The 16,125-nt window shown below is 66.6% G+C and carries 13 protein-coding genes; 4 read left to right on the top strand and 9 right to left on the bottom strand.

All coding sequences use genetic code 11. The features are described 5' to 3' along the window. Nucleotides 1-31 precede the first annotated feature (31 nt). A complete protein-coding gene (locus OG474_RS44390; RefSeq protein ID WP_405059722.1) occupies nucleotides 32-1,390 on the bottom strand; it encodes an NAD-dependent succinate-semialdehyde dehydrogenase in 1,359 nt (452 codons plus the stop codon). A gap of 155 nt (nucleotides 1,391-1,545) precedes the next feature. Between OG474_RS44390 and OG474_RS44395 the strand changes: the two genes are divergently transcribed. Next, complete coding sequence (locus tag OG474_RS44395) at nucleotides 1,546-3,648, top strand: M6 family metalloprotease domain-containing protein (protein ID WP_405059723.1); 2,103 nt, start codon at nucleotides 1,546-1,548, stop codon at nucleotides 3,646-3,648. Between the two features lie 14 nt (nucleotides 3,649-3,662). Here OG474_RS44395 and OG474_RS44400 read toward each other — a convergent pair whose 3' ends face one another. Both OG474_RS44400 and OG474_RS44405 read right to left on the bottom strand, forming a co-directional pair. Then, entirely contained in the window at nucleotides 3,663-4,469 is an 807-nt protein-coding gene (locus OG474_RS44400; RefSeq protein ID WP_405059724.1) for an amidohydrolase family protein, read from the bottom strand. Nucleotides 4,470-4,484: 15 nt separating this feature from the next. After that, on the bottom strand, nucleotides 4,485-4,682 hold the full coding sequence (locus OG474_RS44405) for a hypothetical protein (RefSeq protein WP_405059725.1): 198 nt from the start codon (nucleotides 4,680-4,682) through the stop codon (nucleotides 4,485-4,487). 277 nt (nucleotides 4,683-4,959) lie between these two features. On the opposite strand from OG474_RS44405, the gene OG474_RS44410 reads away from it, so the two are divergent. After that, nucleotides 4,960-6,993, top strand: a complete 2,034-nt coding sequence (locus tag OG474_RS44410) for a phosphocholine-specific phospholipase C (protein WP_405059726.1) — start codon at nucleotides 4,960-4,962, stop codon at nucleotides 6,991-6,993. Between the two features lie 172 nt (nucleotides 6,994-7,165). On the opposite strand, the gene OG474_RS44415 is transcribed toward OG474_RS44410, so the two are convergent. The 5 genes from OG474_RS44415 to OG474_RS44435 are packed head-to-tail and all read right to left on the bottom strand — an operon-like array spanning nucleotide 7,166 to nucleotide 12,722. Further along, nucleotides 7,166-8,053: an ABC transporter ATP-binding protein gene (locus tag OG474_RS44415; RefSeq protein ID WP_405059727.1), complete on the bottom strand. Its 888-nt coding sequence runs from the start codon at nucleotides 8,051-8,053 to the stop codon at nucleotides 7,166-7,168. Next, entirely contained in the window at nucleotides 8,050-8,910 is an 861-nt protein-coding gene (locus tag OG474_RS44420; protein ID WP_405059728.1) for an ABC transporter ATP-binding protein, read from the bottom strand. Before OG474_RS44420 ends, OG474_RS44415 begins: the two co-directional genes overlap by 4 nt. Then, entirely contained in the window at nucleotides 8,903-9,778 is an 876-nt protein-coding gene (locus OG474_RS44425) for an ABC transporter permease (RefSeq protein WP_405059729.1), read from the bottom strand. Before OG474_RS44425 ends, OG474_RS44420 begins: the two co-directional genes overlap by 8 nt. Before the next feature lie 5 nt (nucleotides 9,779-9,783). Next, nucleotides 9,784-10,878: an ABC transporter permease gene (locus OG474_RS44430; protein ID WP_405059730.1), complete on the bottom strand. Its 1,095-nt coding sequence runs from the start codon at nucleotides 10,876-10,878 to the stop codon at nucleotides 9,784-9,786. Next, nucleotides 10,875-12,722, bottom strand: coding sequence for an ABC transporter substrate-binding protein (locus OG474_RS44435; protein ID WP_405059731.1), 1,848 nt, complete (start codon nucleotides 12,720-12,722; stop codon nucleotides 10,875-10,877). The genes OG474_RS44430 and OG474_RS44435 overlap by 4 nt, the downstream gene beginning before the upstream one ends. A gap of 299 nt (nucleotides 12,723-13,021) precedes the next feature. Between OG474_RS44435 and OG474_RS44440 the strand changes: the two genes are divergently transcribed. Both OG474_RS44440 and OG474_RS44445 read left to right on the top strand, forming a co-directional pair. After that, nucleotides 13,022-13,837, top strand: coding sequence for a class I SAM-dependent methyltransferase (locus OG474_RS44440; RefSeq protein WP_405059732.1), 816 nt, complete (start codon nucleotides 13,022-13,024; stop codon nucleotides 13,835-13,837). Nucleotides 13,838-13,904: 67 nt separating this feature from the next. Beyond that, entirely contained in the window at nucleotides 13,905-15,671 is a 1,767-nt protein-coding gene (locus tag OG474_RS44445) for a BTAD domain-containing putative transcriptional regulator (protein WP_405059733.1), read from the top strand. Here the strand turns inward: OG474_RS44445 and OG474_RS44450 are convergent. Beyond that, nucleotides 15,647-16,051, bottom strand: coding sequence for a winged helix-turn-helix transcriptional regulator (locus tag OG474_RS44450; RefSeq protein ID WP_405059734.1), 405 nt, complete (start codon nucleotides 16,049-16,051; stop codon nucleotides 15,647-15,649). The genes OG474_RS44445 and OG474_RS44450 overlap by 25 nt on opposite strands. Between the last annotated feature and the right edge of the window lie 74 nt (nucleotides 16,052-16,125).

The following is a 16,125-nucleotide window of genomic DNA, read 5'->3' on the forward strand; positions in this document are numbered from 1 at the left end:
TGCTGTGACCGTCAATGGCGCCAAGCTGCCATCAGAGCCTGATCGACTTGTGGTTCATGAACTCCTCGATGCCGGCGGGGCCGAGTTCGCGGCCGATGCCGGAGCGTTTGATGCCGCCGAACGGGAGGTCGGCCTGGGAACCGCCGGCGCGGTTGAAGTAGACCATTCCGGCGTCGATGCGGTTCGCGACGCGACGCAGGCGGTCGGGGTCGGTGCCCCAGACGCTGGCGCCGAGACCGAAGGGGGTGTCGTTGGCGATCCGGATCGCATCCTCGTCGTCGATTGCCTTGAAGACGATCGCGACCGGGCCGAAGATCTCTTCGTAGTAAGCGTCCGTGCCGGGTTCGACGTCGGTCAGCACGGTCGCTTCGAGGTAGGCGCCGGGTCCGATTCGGCGACCGCCGGCGCGCAGGGTCGCGCCTTGCTCGACCGCTCGCGCGATCTGGCCGGCGACCTCGTCCGCGGCGGCGACCGACGCCAGTGGTGGCAGCTTGGTCTCGGAATCGGACGGATCGCCGGGCACGTAATACTCGGCGACCCGCTTGCTCAGCCGGTCGACGTACTCGTCGTACAGGTCGGCGAGCACGATGATCCGCTTCGGCGCGTTGCAGGACTGGCCGCAGTTCCGCATCCGCGCGGTCGCGGTAGCGTTGACCGTCTCGTCCATGTCGACGGTGTCGAGGATGACCAGCGGATCGGATCCACCGAGCTCGAGCACGGTCTTCTTCAGGTTCTTGCCCGCCTCGGCCGCGACCGAGATCCCGGCCTGCTCACTGCCGGTCAGCGAGACACCCACGATGCGGTCGTCGGCCAGGATCCCCGGGATCTGCCGGCTCGCCGCGAACGTGTTCACATACACATCCGCCGGTACGCCGGCCGCGTGCAGGATGTCCTCGATCGCCTGCGCCGACCGCGGGCAGATCGAGGCGTGCTTGAGCAGGATCGTGTTGCCCAGCACGAGGTTCGGCGCCACGAACCGCGCCACCTGGTAGCACGGGAAGTTCCACGGCATGATCCCGAGCAGCGCGCCGATCGGCCCCTTGGTGATGACGGCCCGGCCGCCCTTCACGTCCAGCGGCTCGTCCGCGAGCAACGCCGGCCCCTGCTCCGCGTAGTACCGGAAGATGTCGACGACGATGCCGATCTCGCCGAGCCCCTCGTTGACCCGCTTGCCCATTTCCTGGGTCATGATCGCGGCCAGCTCACCGGCCCGCTCCTCGAAGAGGTCCGCGGCCCGGTCGACGATCGCCGCCCGCTCCGCCACCGGCCGATCCCGCCAGTCCGGGTACGCCGCATGCACCCGCCCGATCGCGGTCCGAACCTCCTCCTCGGTCGAGTTCGCCACTTCCGCAACCAGCACGCCCGTCGCCGGGTCGGTGACCGTGTACATAGCTCCTCCATCCCACGCCGCCAATGCCCGGCCAGACTAACCACTCGACGACATACTGTATACAGTCATCTCATTTGTTGTGGTCAGGGGTGTTGACGAGGCATGCTCATGGCTGCCCGTTAGAACGCCCAAAATCGTCGATCGGATGCCCGCCCGTGTCTGAGCAACGGAAGTATCGAGCCGCCCTCCGGGTGGTCGCCGTACTGGCTGCCATCTCGGTGCCGAGCCTGGCTCTCGCAGCACCCAGCGCCACTCCTCCCCCGGACCCCGCCAATGCCTGGCAGTACCCGCATTGGCCGCAGAAGCAGCCTTGGCAGGAGTCCGGTACGGACAAGCGGATCGCGACCGCCGCGGCCAACGGGTTGCCGGGACCCATCGATCCGCAGAACTGGGAGAACCCGGACCACATGACGTGGTCGGACTACAAGAAGCCACCCGGGACGAACTGGGCCGACCCGAACGTCAAAGGGTCGCAGCGCACCTTCAAGGGCGCGCTGGTGCTGCTGGACTACCCGAACGCGGACTTCGTCGTCACGAAGCCCAAGGGCTCGACTGTGTTCGCCAACCCGAGTGCCGAGGCGAGCGGCGTACCGCGTGATCAGGTCGGGAAGTTCTACCAGAACCTGCTGAACACACCCGGTGAGCTCAACCGCGGGCACACGCTGCACGAGTACTGGATGGAAGACTCCGGCGGCCGGTACGGCGTCGACCTGACCGCGTTCGGGCCGTACCGGATGCCGGGGAAGTCGCACGAGTACGCGATGGAGATGCAGAAGCCGGAGGACTGCCCGGCCGGTGACGACTGCACCAAGAACATCCGCACCGACGGCCGCGCGGCCTGGGTCGCCGACGTGGGCACGCAGGTGCCGGCCGGGTACGACTTCGTGTTCTTCCTCAGCGCCGGTCAGGACGAGTCGTCGACCTGGCAGGAGTTCGGGCCGATGAAGTTCCCGACCAAGGAGGACGTCAGCGACGAGTTCGGCCCGCCGGACCCCGCGCTCCCGAACTGGTCCGACACCCGGTACGTCGAGTGGACGTCCTGGGCGTCCGGTTCGACGATCTGGCCGAACGCCGGTGGCGGGTCGTCGACCCAGGCCGAGAGCTCCGGGATGAGCGTGTACGCGCACGAGTTCAGCCACATCCTCGGGATCGGCGACAACTACAACAACCCGTTCGGCATTCCGGCGCGACGCGACTACAGCGGACCGTGGGAGATGCTCAGCCGGGGTACGTTCAACGGGCCCGGTGGTCCGCACAGCCGGTGGATGATCCCGGCGACCGGTGGGGCCTCGATGGGTGCGCAACACATGCTGCGCAACAAGATCAAGCTCAACATGGTCGACGAGAAGAACGTGCTCCGGCTGTCCCGGGAAGCGCTCTCGACGTCCGGAGTCGTGATCGCGGACGTCACCGCGCGGACCAACGCCCCGGGTCCTCATGGACTGTCCGGCGTGAATATCCAGCTCGGTGGCGCGGGCGACCTTGCGCCGGCCTGTGACACGTCGAAGGATCCGTTCTGCGACGGCCGCGGGTACAACAACTACACGGTCGAGGTCGTCGACCGGCAGGGCACCGACTCGTTCACGCCGGACTCCGGCGTTCTGCTGGCCAAGACCAAGAACCAGGACGCGGCGCCGTTCGAGTGGGTGGTCGACGCCAACCCGCAGGACATCAACATGACCGACTACGTCCTGCCGGACGGCACCAAGGTCCCGATCACGATCGGCGACTACCGGCAGCTGTCCGACGCCCTCTTCCACGCGGGCACGAACTCGGGCAGCGAGTACGAGTACACCGACACCGCCAACCGCCTGCACTTCTACATCACCAACGTCCGGCGGGACCGGGCCGGCGTGCTGTCGTACACGGTCGCGATCCGCTCACTGGACGGCTCCGGAACGCAGAAGCGCGGCGTCCGCGTGCTGCCGACCGTCGCCGTACCGGGTCGTGCGGGTCTGCAGACCTGCAACTTCAAGCTCACCAACACCGGCAGGGCCGGTTCGGCGTCAACGCACCCCGAGGACGTCTCGACGTACCTGAAGGGTGACGTCTACCGCCTGTCCGCCAAGGTGAACGGCAAGGACTGGGAGGTCTCCCTCCCCAACGCCCTCACCACCGCGAACGCCGGCCAGCAAGTCAGCGTCCCCGTCTACACCAAGGCCGGCCGCGCCCCGGTCGCCACGGTGACCCTGACCGCGAAGTCGGAGAGCGATCCCTCGAAGACCGCCACCGCCACCTGCGTGGCGATCAAGCGCTAGTCACAGCTTGCTGCTCATAACCCGAAGGCGCGGCGCGCGTTGCTGTTCAGGAACAGCTCGCGCGCCTCGTCGTCGAGGTCCAGCGTTTCCAGTCCAGAGAGCGCTTTCTCGGCGCTGATCATCGGGTGGTTCGTGCCGAAGAGGACCTTGGTGCGGCCGTGGGTCCGTAGGTAGGCGACCAGCTCGGGTGGGTAGCGGCGGACGGTGTAGGCCGACGTGTCGATGTAGACGTTCGGATACTTCGTGGCGAGCGCGATCATCTCGGTCGTCCACGGGTAGCCGATGTGACCGCCCACGATCGTCAGCTCCGGGAAGTCGAGCGCGACCTCGTCGAGGTACGGGACCGGCCGTCCGGGCTCGGACGAGCGCAGCGGACCGGTGTGCCCGACCTGCGTGCAGAACGGGATCCCGAGCTCCACGCACTCGGCGTACAAGGGGTAGTAGTGCCGGTCGTTGGGCGGCAGGCCCCACAACCACGGAACCACCCGGAGAGCGCGCAACCCGAGCTCTCGAACGGCCCGCCGCAACTCCCGTACGGCGTCCATCGGCCGCCGCAGGTCGACCGAGGCCACGCCCACCAACCGCTCCGGGTACTGCGCCACGAAGCCGGCCACCTCGTCATTGCTGACCAGCACGCCCTCCGGCGCATACCAGGCACTGATCAGTCCGACATCGACTCCCCCGGCATCCATCGCCGCGATCGTCCGCTCCAACGGGACCTCGGCCGACAGCTCCTCGCCGGTCCACCGCCGCAGCGACTCCAACCAGTCCTGCTCCAACATCCGCTTCGTCGGATGCTGCATCCACGCATCGACCACCATGCGCTCCACCTCTCGTCAGCCGGCCAGCAACTCCATCATCGCCTCATAGCTCCAAGCACCCCGCACGTCCGGGGCGCTCAAGACGTAGCGTGCTACGCGCTCGTCGTCCCACCCGTGCGCCTCGCGCAGCCCAGTAACGATCCACCGCAAGTACGACGCCGCCGGGGCAACCGGTTCAAGCTCGGCGACCGTCCCGTGCGTGACGGTGTACATCGGCAGCCCGGGTAGGTGCGGGCTCCGCCGGCCGGGCGACCGCCGGACAGGTAGCAGTGGAAGCGATCGAGGGCGAGGTTCGAGCCGTAGGCGACGTACCAAACACGCTGCATCGAGAGCTTCCTTTCGCAATGTGGTGATCAAAAGAGCTTGAAACTGCTCACCTAAGAACAGGAAAGTTCATCTTCCGTCGGTTAATCGTTCAGGTTAGGGTGCCTGCGATGCAGTGCTGGTGGTTGACACTCCATCCGCCCCACCCGTCCGACAGGAGATGCACATGCCCGACATCAATCGCCGCAGGTTCCTGCAACTGGCCGGCGCCTCGGCCGGTTTCGCCGCGATGGCGAACAGTATCGAGCAGGCCGCCGCGATCCCCGCGCAGCACCGGTACGGCGACATCAACGACGTCGAGCACATCGTCGTACTGATGCAGGAGAACCGGTCGTTCGACCACTACTTCGGGACGCTGAAGGGGGTGCGGGGGTTCGGGGATCCGCGGCCGGTGGTCCAGGAGAACGGGCGGCCCGTGTTCTACCAGCGGGACAAGACCGGCAAGGAGGTGCCGCCGTTCCATCCGGATGCGGATGATCTCGGGCTGCAGTTCCTGACCGGTCTGCCGCACAGCTGGCCGGACGGGCATGCGGCGATCAACAACGGCAACTACGACAACTGGATCCCGGGCAAGGGACACGTCGCCACGATGGCGTACCTGACCCGTGAGGACATGCCGTTCCACTACGCGCTCGCGGACAAGTTCACGCTGTGCGACTCCTACCACTGCTCGTTCATCGGCGCGACCGACCCGAACCGGTACTACCTGTGGAGCGGTTACACGGGTAACGACGGGGTCGGCGGCGGTCCGGTGCTCGGCAATGACGAGGCCGGCTACGGCTGGACGACGTACCCGGAGCGGCTGGAGAAGGCCGGCGTTTCGTGGAAGGTCTACCAGGACATCGGCGACGGCCTGGACGGGCCGGGTGGCTGGGGCTGGATCGACGACGCGTACCGCGGCAACTACGGCGACAACTCGTTGCTGTACTTCAACAACTACCGCAACGCGAAGCCCGGGGACGCGCTCTACGAGAAGGCCCGGACGGGTACGAACGCCAAGGCCGGCGAGGACTACTTCGGCCGGCTGCGCGCGGATGTGAAGGCCGACAAGCTCCCGAAGATCTCCTGGATCGCGGCGCCCGAGGCGTTCAGCGAGCACTCCAACTGGCCGACCAACTACGGCGCCTGGTACATTTCGCGCGTCCTCGACGCCCTCACCTCGAACCCGAAGGTGTGGAGCAAGACCGCGCTCTTCATCACCTACGACGAGAACGACGGCTTCTTCGACCACATCGTGCCGCCGTTCCCGCCGAAGGACGCGAACCAGGGCCTGTCCACCGTGAACGTTGCCCCCGACAACTTCCCCGGCGACAGCCGGTACGGCGCGGGCTCGTACGGACTGGGCCCCCGGGTCCCGATGTTCGTGGTCTCGCCGTGGAGCACCGGCGGGTACACGTGTTCCGAGGTCTTCGACCACACCTCGGTCATCCGGTTCATGGAGAAGCGGTTCGGGGTCGAGGAACCGAACATCTCGCCGTGGCGGCGCGCGATCTGCGGTGACCTGACGTCGGCGTTCGACTTCGACACCGCGCACAGCCAGAAGGTTCCGCTCCCCGACACGTCGGACTACGAGCCGCCGGACAACGAGCGGCACCCGACCTACGTGCCCGCGGCACCCCCGCTCGGCGAACTCCCCGCCCAGGAACGGGGCTCACGCCGTACCAGGCCGTTGCCTTATGCATCGACCGTCGACGGCGCCTCGGCAGCAGGCCGCTACACGGTGACCTTCTCCCCCGGAGCCAAGGCCGGAGCACAGTTCCTCGTCAACGCCTACAACCGCACCGACGGCCCGTGGACCTACACAGCCGAGGCCGGCAAGACGATCGCCGACAGCTGGAACGCCACCGCCTTCAACGGCTACAACCTAACCGTGCACAGCGCGAACGGCTACCTCCGCACCTTCAACGGCAAGCCGGCCACCGGCCTCGAGGTCACCGCGCGCGACACCAGCTCCGGCGACGTCAAGCTCACCCTCACCACCGACATCGCCCGCACCGTGACGATCACCAGCACCTACGGCGGTCGTCCCAAAACCCTCAACCTCAAACCAGGCAAGACGACTCACCTCGTCACCACCACCCGCCGCTGGTACGACGTCTCTGTCACCACCCCGACCGACAAGTCGTACCTCCGCCGCTTCGCCGGCCACGTAGAAACCGGCCAGCCCGGCATCAGCGACCCAGCCATCCGCACCGTCTGACCCCCGCCCCGCTGATCTCCACTGTCGGCGCAGAGCGGGGGAACCCTGCCCACCAATTCGAGCAGGCGCGCTTCCCCAAATCGGTTTGGGGAGGCGCGGGTTCGGGTTTGGCTGAAGCGGTTTGGGGAGTCGTGCCGGCGGTTTTGGGGTGGGTTGCGCGCCCCAAAGCGGTTTAGAGGATGGGGGCCTCCGGCGCCGGGCCTGCCTGGGCGTCGGCGCGCTCCTGCTCCTCGAGTTCGTCGACGGTGATGCGGTTGGTCCAGCGGGCGTCGGGGTCGGGTTGCGGGATGGAGTCGAGCAGGAGTTTCGTGTAGGGGTGGGCGGGCTCGTGCATCACGGTGGAGACGGGTCCGCGTTCGACGATCTCGCCCTTGGTGATCACCATGACCTCGCCGCCCAGGTAGTAGACGGTGGAGAGGTCGTGGGTGATGAAGAGCGTGGTCATCCCGTGGTCACGCTGGAAGTCGAGCAGGATGTCCAGGAAGTGCTTGCGCACCTGGGCATCCAGCATCGAGACCGGTTCGTCGGCGATGATGAACGACGGCCGCAGCATGTGCACGCGGGCGAGCATGATCCGCTGCCGCTGACCACCGGAGAGCTGATGCGGGTAACGCCCGAGAACGTTCTCCGGCTCGAGACGCACCGCTCTCAGCGACTCCTCGATCAGCTGCAGGCCCTTGGACCGGCTCTTGGTCAGGCCGAACTTCTTCACCGCTTTCCAGAGCACACGATCGACCCGGTAGAACGGGTTGAAGATCGCGTACGGATCCTGGAACACGGGCTGCACATCACGCCGGTACTGGTCGTACTCGGCGCGGCTCAGTTTGAAGATGTCTTTGCCACCGTAGAGAACGCTCCCCGCGGTCGGCTTCTGCAGCCCGAGGACGTTGCGGGCGATCGTGCTCTTCCCGCTTCCGCTCTGCCCCACCAGGCTGACGACCTGCGGCGGCTCGGCCGCGAGCGTGAAACTCACGTCGTCGACAGCGGTGATGTAGCCGGCCGCGACCCCACGGGCGTGGAATCGTTGCTGCACGCCCCTGAGTTCGAGCTCCGACTTCATGACGGCCTCCTTCCGACGCGGGGAATCGACTCGATCAGCTGCTGGGTGTAGGGATCCTGGGGATCCTTGAACACCTGCCGTACGTCGCCGACCTCCACGAGCCGGCCTTCGTACATCACGGCGACCCGATCGACCAGTTGCGCGTGCACGCCCATGTCGTGCGAGATCACCATCAGCGTGACGCCGAAGTCGGTCCGGAGATCGGCCAGCGACTGCAGGATCACCCGCTGGATCGTCACGTCGAGCGCGGTGGTCGGCTCGTCCGCGATCACCAGGTCGGGTTCGAGGGCGACCGCGATCGCCATCAGCACACGTTGCTTCATCCCGCCGGACAGCTCGTGCGGATACATCCGGGCGACCCGTGGCTCCAGGCCCACCTGACTCAGCAGCCGCGGGATCAGCTCACCGAGTGAATCCTTGCGCGTTGGCGCGTGCTCCAGGATCACGTCCTTGAACTGGTCCTGCACCCGCATCACCGGGTTCAGCGAGCTCATGGATCCCTGTGGGAGATACGAGAGAGCGCTCCATCGCAGGACGCGCAACTCCTCGCCGTCGACCTTCAGCAGGTCGACCGGAGAGCGGCCGGCCGGGTGGAACATCACCGACCCGGCCGTCACCTTGCCCGGTGGTTTGAGCAACCGCAGCAGCGCCACGGCGAGCGTGCTCTTGCCGCTGCCCGACTCCCCCGCGATGCCCAGGATCTCGCCCCGGCGGACGGCGAGATCCAGCCCCCGTACAGCCTGTACATCGCCACGGTTGGTCGAGTAAGTGACGTCGAGCCCCTTGATCTCCAGCACCGAATCGGAGTCGGCCGAAGTGCCTTTGTGTTTGGCGGATTCCTTCACCGATTCACTCACCGGCCACTCCCCTCAGCCGTGGGTTGTAGACCTCTTCGAGCCCGATGTTCACCATGTTCAGCGCGGCGAACAGCAACGTCAGCAACACGATCGGCACCACGAACATCGGCCACGCGCCCAGCGTCAGCGCGCCGGTGTTGATCGCGTTGAAGATGATCTGGCCGAGGTCGATCACGCCACCCGGCCCGAGCCCGATCACCTCGAGCCCGACCAGGCCGAAGATCGCACCCAGCGCCGACGACGCGAAACCGACCCCGATGAACGGGAGCAGGTTCGGGAGCAGTTCGGTCGTGATGATCTCCAGGTCGCGGGCCTTGGTGACCCGCGCCAGATCGACGTACGGGCGGGACCGCAGGCTCAGCACCTGCGAGCGGATCGTCTTGGCCGCGAACGGCCAGGAGAAGATCGAGATCATCACGCCGACCTGGAAAAGACTCACGTTCTTCGCGTACGCCGAGAGCGCGATCAGCAGCGGGAACGTCGGGATCACCAGCAGGATCCCGGTGAACGTCGACAGGATCCCGTCGATCCAGCCGCCCTTGTACCCGGCCACGAACGCCACGATCACGCCGACCACCGTCGAGATGAGTCCGGCGATCGCCCCGATCTGCAGCGAGACCGAGAGCGCGCTCACCACCATCGCCAGCACGTCCCGCCCGAACTGATCCGTGCCGAGCAGATGCCCTGGCCCCGGCACCAGCCAGCGCTCGTACGCCGCCAGCTCCAGCGGATCGGTCGATCCGCCGATCCCCTTCACGATCAGCGGACTGAACACCGCGATCAGCACCATCACCAGCAGGACTGCCAGTCCGAGCGCCAACCGCCGGCTGTTCCGGATCGTTCGTAGTACAGCTGTCAGGATTCTCATCGGCATCACTTCCAGTACTTGACGCGTGGGTCAAGCAACGGGAGGAGGAGGTCGAGCAGGAGGACGGCGGTCAGGACGGAGAAGATCGCGATGTCCGTGACGCCGAGGATGGTGTTGAAGTCGAGTTGCTGGATCGCGGTGACCAGCGTCGTACCGAGACCTGGGTAGTTGAACAGTTGCTCGACCAGGACGTTGCCGTTGAAGATGAAGCCGAGCGAGATGCCGAACGCGGTGACCTGCGGCAGGTAGCAGTTGCGCAGCGCGTACCGGGTCAGGATCCGCCACGGCTTCAGGCCCTTGGCCTCGGCGTACACCAGGTAGTCCTCGCCGAGTACGGGCACCATCAGCATCCGCGTCGACAGGATCCAGCTGAACGTCCCGATCAGCACGATCGACAACCCGGGCAGCAACCCGTACTTGAGCAGACTGCCGAAGAAGGCCGGACTGAACCCCGGATTGATGTTGGAGTCGTACGCCGATCGGGCCGGTAGCCAGCCCAGTGTGTACGCGAAGACGTAGACCAGGATCAGCGCGACGAAGAAGAAGGGCACGTGGGAGAGCGCGATCGACAGGTTCGTCATGATCCGGGAGCCGAGCTTGCCGCGCCGCCAGCCCGCGATCGCCCCCAGCGCGAGGCCGAAGATCCAGGACAGTACGGCGGAGATGCCGAGCAGACCGATTGTCCAGGGCAACGATCGCAGGATCACGTCCTGGGCCGGCGTCGGGTAGCTGATCAGCGACGGCCCGAGATCGCCGTGCAGGATCAGTTTCTTCATGTAGACCAGGTACTGCGAGAGCAGGTTCCCGTCGAGCCCGAACTCGGCGCGGTACCGGGCGATGATCTCGGTCGAGGCCTGTGCGTTGTAGATGTAGTTCTGCTGCAGGCTCTGGATCAGGGTCTGGATCGGGTCACCGGGCATCAGCCGGAAGAAGAAGAACGCGATGGTGAGCGCTCCCCACAGCTCCACCAGGTACAGCCCGAACCGGCGCACGGCGTACGCCGCGAGCGGATGCCGCGACATCCAGGCCCGCACCCCCGACGAGGGTGCGGAGTCCTTGGGCTTGTCGACGACGTCGGCCGGCGGCGCCTCAGCCGTCACGCCGGGCCCTTCGTACCGGTGGGCTTGATCTTGCCGAGGATGAAGATGAAGTGCTGCCACCAGTTCAGCGGCACCTCGTACAGGTCCTGGTCGGTCGGCCAGCCGGTCCAGAAGGCGGTGTTGAAGTACGACGGGTAGCCGGTCTGGATCACCGGCAGCAGCGGCAGGTTCTGGAAGTAGATCTCCAGCGCCTCGTCCATCAGCGGCTTGGCCTCCGGGGCGGCGGGGTCCATCGCGGCGAGCTTGTGCGACAGTTCGTCGAACTTCGTGTTCCGGAAGCGCATCTTGTTCTTGCCGGCCGCGTTCTTGCCGATCGGCTGCGCCTTCGCACTCTCCCAGTCGGAGTACATCTGCTCGGGATCGTTGGCGAAACCGGCCCAGTTGGAGTCGATGTCGTACTCGCCGCGCTCGAACTTCTCACCGTGCACACTGCCCGACAGGCTGCGCAGCGTCGCCGAGACGCCGACCTTCGCGAGATCGGTCTTCAGCACGTTCGCGATCGCGTACTCACCACCGTCGACCGGCGACACCGTGATGATCTCGAGGTTGACCTCCTTGCCCTTGTAGGCCCGCTTCCCGGCGGCGTTCTTCGGGCAGATCTCGTCCAGGATCTCGGTCGCCTTGGCCAGGTTGAACTCGAACTTGTACTTGTTCGCGAGCTCGTCGTTCTTCCACTTCTCGTTGGTCGGGTAGTCGGCCCACGGGTAGATCGCGGGCGGCACCTCGACCGGCCAGATCGACTTGCCGATCTTCTCCCGGTCCAGGCAGTAGTTGATCGCCCAGCGCATCTTCGGCTCGGAGATCACGCCGCGGGACGGGTCGCAGTTCAGCCACATCACCCGCGGGTTCGGGTCGTGGAACTGCGTCGTCTGCAGGTTCGGATAGCCGGTGTTGCGCAGCTGCTTGGCGTGCTGCTCGTCGATCGAGCCGACGTCGAACTCGGCGCGCTCGAAGGCGAGCGCGGCCTGGTCGGCCTGCTTCGACGTGCTCTGGAAGACGACGTACTGGGCGGCGACGTCGAGCTTGTCCTTGTTCCAGTAGTTCGGGTCCTTCTCCCAGACGAACATCTTCTGGTTCCGGATCGCGGTCTTGAGCTTGTACGGGCCGCTGCGGACCGGCGGATTGCTCTTGAACTTCGTCGGGTCCTGGCCCTTCCAGACATGCTCGGGCAGGACGTCGAAGCCACCGGCGATCGCCGCGATGAAGTTGTAGTGGAACCGCGGCGTCGCCTTGGTCAGCTTGATCACGGCGGTGTGGTCGTCGGGGAGAACGATCTCCTTGACGAACTCCTTCAGCTCACCGCCGCCACCGAACAGCTCCGGGCGGTCGCGCAGCAGCATCACGGTGAACTTGAAGTCGTTCGCCGTGAGCGGCTTGCCGTCGCTCCACTTGGCCTTCGGATCGAAGTTGATCGTCAGCTCGGTGTGGTTGTCGTTGTACTTGTAGGCCGTGGCCAGCCACGGCTTCAGCTCACCGGTGGCGAAGCTCAGGTAGAACATGGCTTCGCGGCAGATCTCGAACCCGGCGCCGGACGGTGCCCCGTTCGGGATCATCGTGTTGAAGCTGTCGAAGACCGTGAACTCGACCTGGCCGATGATGACGGACTGATCCCGCGAGACCGGGATGTTGGCCTTGCCGATCTGGATCGACTTGGTCGCGACAGGCTTGTCGTTGGCCGGCTTGTCGGAGTACGAGCCACCGCCGGAACAGGCGGCCAGCAGGCCGGTCAGCGCGGCCGCGGCACCTCCCCCGACCAGGCTGCGGCGGCTGAGTTGGTAGCGGACTACCTCGGCGACGTCTTCGAACTGCGGGCGTCCTTCGTTTCCAGTGGGCTCTACGTCCATGACGAAAGTCACCTCCGTTTCCGTTGCGTTGACCACGGCATAACCGACCGAGAGGTGCCACGGACTATAAGTAGCGTTGACAACGTTGGCAAGAGTTCGTTGCCACGTTGCAAAACCGAGGCCAAACCCCCTGATCAGTCGATATACCAACCTCTGACAACGATGTTTCGCTGTGCGTGACCACGTGAACGACTGGTCACGCCGCGACCGTCACACGCCGCGTCACACGGCGACCGGCTTCCATCGGTACGACGGCCGCCGCACGGCGTGGCCGGAATCGGCAACTTGGGGGAATTCGAGTGACCAGTACGGCGATCGACTACGAGGCGATCAAGGCGAATCAGCGGGCCGGATGGGAGACCGGCGACTATCCGCGAGTGGGGAACACGTTGCAGCTGATCGCGGAACTGCTGGCCGAGGCCGCCGATGTGCGTGCGGGAGAGCGCGTTCTCGACGTTGCTTGCGGTCAGGGCAACGCGGCACTGGCGGCAGCGCGGCGTTTCGCCGAGGCAACCGGTGTCGACTACGCAGTGAACCTGCTGGAGCAAGGGCGCGACCGGGCCGCTGCCGAGCACCTAGCGGTGACCTTCGTCGAGGGCGACGCAGAGGACCTTCCGCTGCCGGACGCGTCGTACGAGGTGGTGCTCAGCACGGTCGGCGTGATGTTCGCGCCGAATCATCGGCGCGCAGCGGACGAACTCGTCCGGGTCACCAAGCCCGGCGGCCGGATCGCGCTCTCCAGCTGGACTCCGAGCGGGATGGTCGGCCAGCTCTTCAAGACCGTGTCGAAGTGGGCGCCGCCGCCGGCCGGTGTCCAGTCCCCCACGCTGTGGGGCACCGAGCAGCACCTGTACGAGCTGTTCGGCGACCGCGTCGAGTTCACCGCGATCACCAAGCGGGATCACGTGTTCCGGTACCACTCACCGGAGCACTTCGCGCAGTGGTTCATCGACAACTACGGGCCGATCACGCGACTGGCCGGCACGCTTGGCGGTGTGGACCGTGCTCGGTTCGCGGCCGAGCTGGCCGACGTACCGCGCGCCTTCGACTACGCGACCGACGGCACCGTCGCCGCACGTGGCGAGTACCTCGAGGTAGTCGCGACCCGCCGCTGAGGGCCAGACTGTAGATCTCAGCGAGGGGGCGAGATCTGTGGTGGGGATCCGATTGCTCGGTCCACCGATGGTGGAGCGGGACGGTGTCGCACTGCGCCAGCCGAGGGGGCGGAAGGCGTGGGGGCTGCTTGGCTATCTGTTGCTGGCCGAGCGGCCGCCGAGCCGACGGCGGTTGTCCGAGCTGTTCTTCGCGGACGCCGATGATCCGCTCGGCGCCCTGCGCTGGTCGCTGGCCGAGCTTCGGCGGGCGATCGGCGTACCGGGTCTGCTCACCGGCGACCCAGTGCTCGCAGCCGTCGCTGCTGCGGTGAACGTCGACGTGCTGCGGTTGGCTGCCGCGGACGACGACGAGTTGCTGGCGGCTGGTGAGCTACTTGAGGGGATCGAGCTTGAGTCGTGTGCGGAGTTCGAGTCGTGGTTGCTGCTCGAACGGCATCGGGTGGCGAGTGAGATCGAGGCGCAGGTACGCCAGAGAGCGATCTCTCGGCTCGCGTCCGGCCGGGCCAAGGAGGCGGTTCCGTTCGCGGCCAAGGCGGTCGCCGTCAATCCGCATGAGCAGGGCAACCACGAGCTTCTGATCCGCAGTCTCGCCGCGTCCGGCGACCGGGCTGCGGCGCTTCGGCAGATCGCGCACTGTGTGGACCTGTTCCGGCGCGAACTGGGCGTCGAGGTCACCTCATCGCTGCACGAAGCCGCGACGCTCAGCCCGGATCCTCGGCCGCAGCTCAGCGGACGAGCCGCTGCGGTGAGCCAACTCCAGGCAGGCCGGGCCGCGATCGTCGCGGGCGCGGTCGATGCCGGTCTCCAGTGTCTGCGTCAGGCCGCTGCGCTCGCGGTGCAGTGCCGGGACCAGACCCTCGAGGCCCGTGCGCTCGCGGCGCTCGGCGGTGCGCTTGTGCACGCGATCCGCGGCCATGACGAGGAAGGCGCGATCGTCCTGCACGAGGCGCTTCTCGTGGCAGAGCAGGCCGGAGAGCGCTCTACGGCCGTTCTCGCCCTTCGCGAACTCGGCTTCATCGAGGTCCAGGCCGGCCGCCGCCGTACCGCCGATGTCTGGCTGACTCGCGCCCAGGAAGCCGCCGAATCCGCCGACGAACGGGCTGCGATTCTGGGCGTTCGCGGGATGAACTCGTCGGACCGCGGCAATTACCCGGCAGCCTTCGAGCAGCTGGGCGAATCCGTCGAGCTCGCCGCCGGCTGTGGTGATCCGCGGCAACAGGCGTGGTCGCTGTCACTGGTCGGCCGGGCTCACCTGCTCCGCGGCGAGTACGTCGCCGCGGCGGTCGCCGTACGGGGATCGCTCGAGCTGGTACGGCGCGAGCGCTGGATCGCCTTCCTGCCTTGGCCGCAGGCGCTTGCGGCCGAGCTCGACCTGTACGCCGGAAATCTCGTCGACTCCGCCAGCGGCCTCGAGGAATCCTGGGCGCTCGCGTGCCAGCTCAACGATCCTTGCTGGGAAGGGATGGCCGGGCGCGGACTCGCCTTACTGCACAGCGCCCGCGGCGAGCACTCAGCCGCGGCGGGGTGGCTGGATCGCGCTCTCTCCTGTGCCGGTCGCGAACCCGACCGGTACCAGTGGGTGCACGCCCACGTCCTGGACGCCGCCGTCACGGGAGCACTCGCCGGTGGCGAAGCTGACCGGGCACGTCCGCTCGCTACCGCGCTCGCGAATCTCGCTGCGCATTGCGACCTCCGGGAGCTGCTGGTCCGCGCCCATCTGCATCTCTCCGACCTCGGAGATCCGCAGGCCGGAACCAGAGCGCGCGCTCTCACGCTCAGCATCGACAACCCACGTCTGCACGCCCTGCTTCAGCCGGACTCGGCGAGGTCGTAGTCCTCCCGGTTCGCCCGGATGGTCTCGTGGTTGTCAACGGACCAGTTGGCCATGACCTGCACTGCGCCGACAAGGCTGTCGCCCAGCGGAGTGAGCGTGTACTCGACGCGGGGCGGCACCTCCGGGTACGACGTCCGCCCGATCAGGCCGTCCCTCGTCAGCTGGCGCAGCGTCAGCGTGAGCATGCGCTGCGAGATCCCGGGAATCGCGCGGTGCAGATCCGTGTAGCGCAGCGGCCCGTCCGACAGCGTCGAGACGGTCAGCATCGTCCACTTGTCGCCGATCCGATCCATGATCTCGCGGATGATCTCCGGATCGCCCGCCCAGCGCGCGCACGGACCTACGGCCGGCCGGGCCGGCACCTGCTTCGTCCGTCTCATTCGGTCCTCCTGGGTAACCCACGCACATCGATGTGCCTTTTGTAAGCCCTCCGATTCTAACCAATCATGGCGTT

Origin of the sequence: Kribbella sp. NBC_01505 (genome assembly GCF_045040285.1) — a bacterium.
Lineage (GTDB): Bacteria > Actinomycetota > Actinomycetes > Propionibacteriales > Kribbellaceae > Kribbella.

Excerpts from the sequence above, each read along its gene's own strand:
- OG474_RS44390 (WP_405059722.1), bottom strand. The coding sequence starts at position 1,390 with ATGTACACGGTCACCGACCCGGCGACGGGCGTGCTGGTTGCGGAAGTG.
- OG474_RS44400 (WP_405059724.1), bottom strand. The coding sequence starts at position 4,469 with ATGGTGGTCGATGCGTGGATGCAGCATCCGACGAAGCGGATGTTGGAG.
- OG474_RS44405 (WP_405059725.1), bottom strand. The coding sequence starts at position 4,682 with ATGTACACCGTCACGCACGGGACGGTCGCCGAGCTTGAACCGGTTGCC.
- OG474_RS44410 (WP_405059726.1), top strand. The coding sequence starts at position 4,960 with ATGCCCGACATCAATCGCCGCAGGTTCCTGCAACTGGCCGGCGCCTCG.
- OG474_RS44415 (WP_405059727.1), bottom strand. The coding sequence starts at position 8,053 with ATGAAGTCGGAGCTCGAACTCAGGGGCGTGCAGCAACGATTCCACGCC.
- OG474_RS44425 (WP_405059729.1), bottom strand. The coding sequence starts at position 9,778 with ATGAGAATCCTGACAGCTGTACTACGAACGATCCGGAACAGCCGGCGG.
- OG474_RS44435 (WP_405059731.1), bottom strand. The coding sequence starts at position 12,722 with ATGGACGTAGAGCCCACTGGAAACGAAGGACGCCCGCAGTTCGAAGAC.
- OG474_RS44445 (WP_405059733.1), top strand. The coding sequence starts at position 13,905 with ATGGTGGAGCGGGACGGTGTCGCACTGCGCCAGCCGAGGGGGCGGAAG.
- OG474_RS44450 (WP_405059734.1), bottom strand. The coding sequence starts at position 16,051 with ATGAGACGGACGAAGCAGGTGCCGGCCCGGCCGGCCGTAGGTCCGTGC.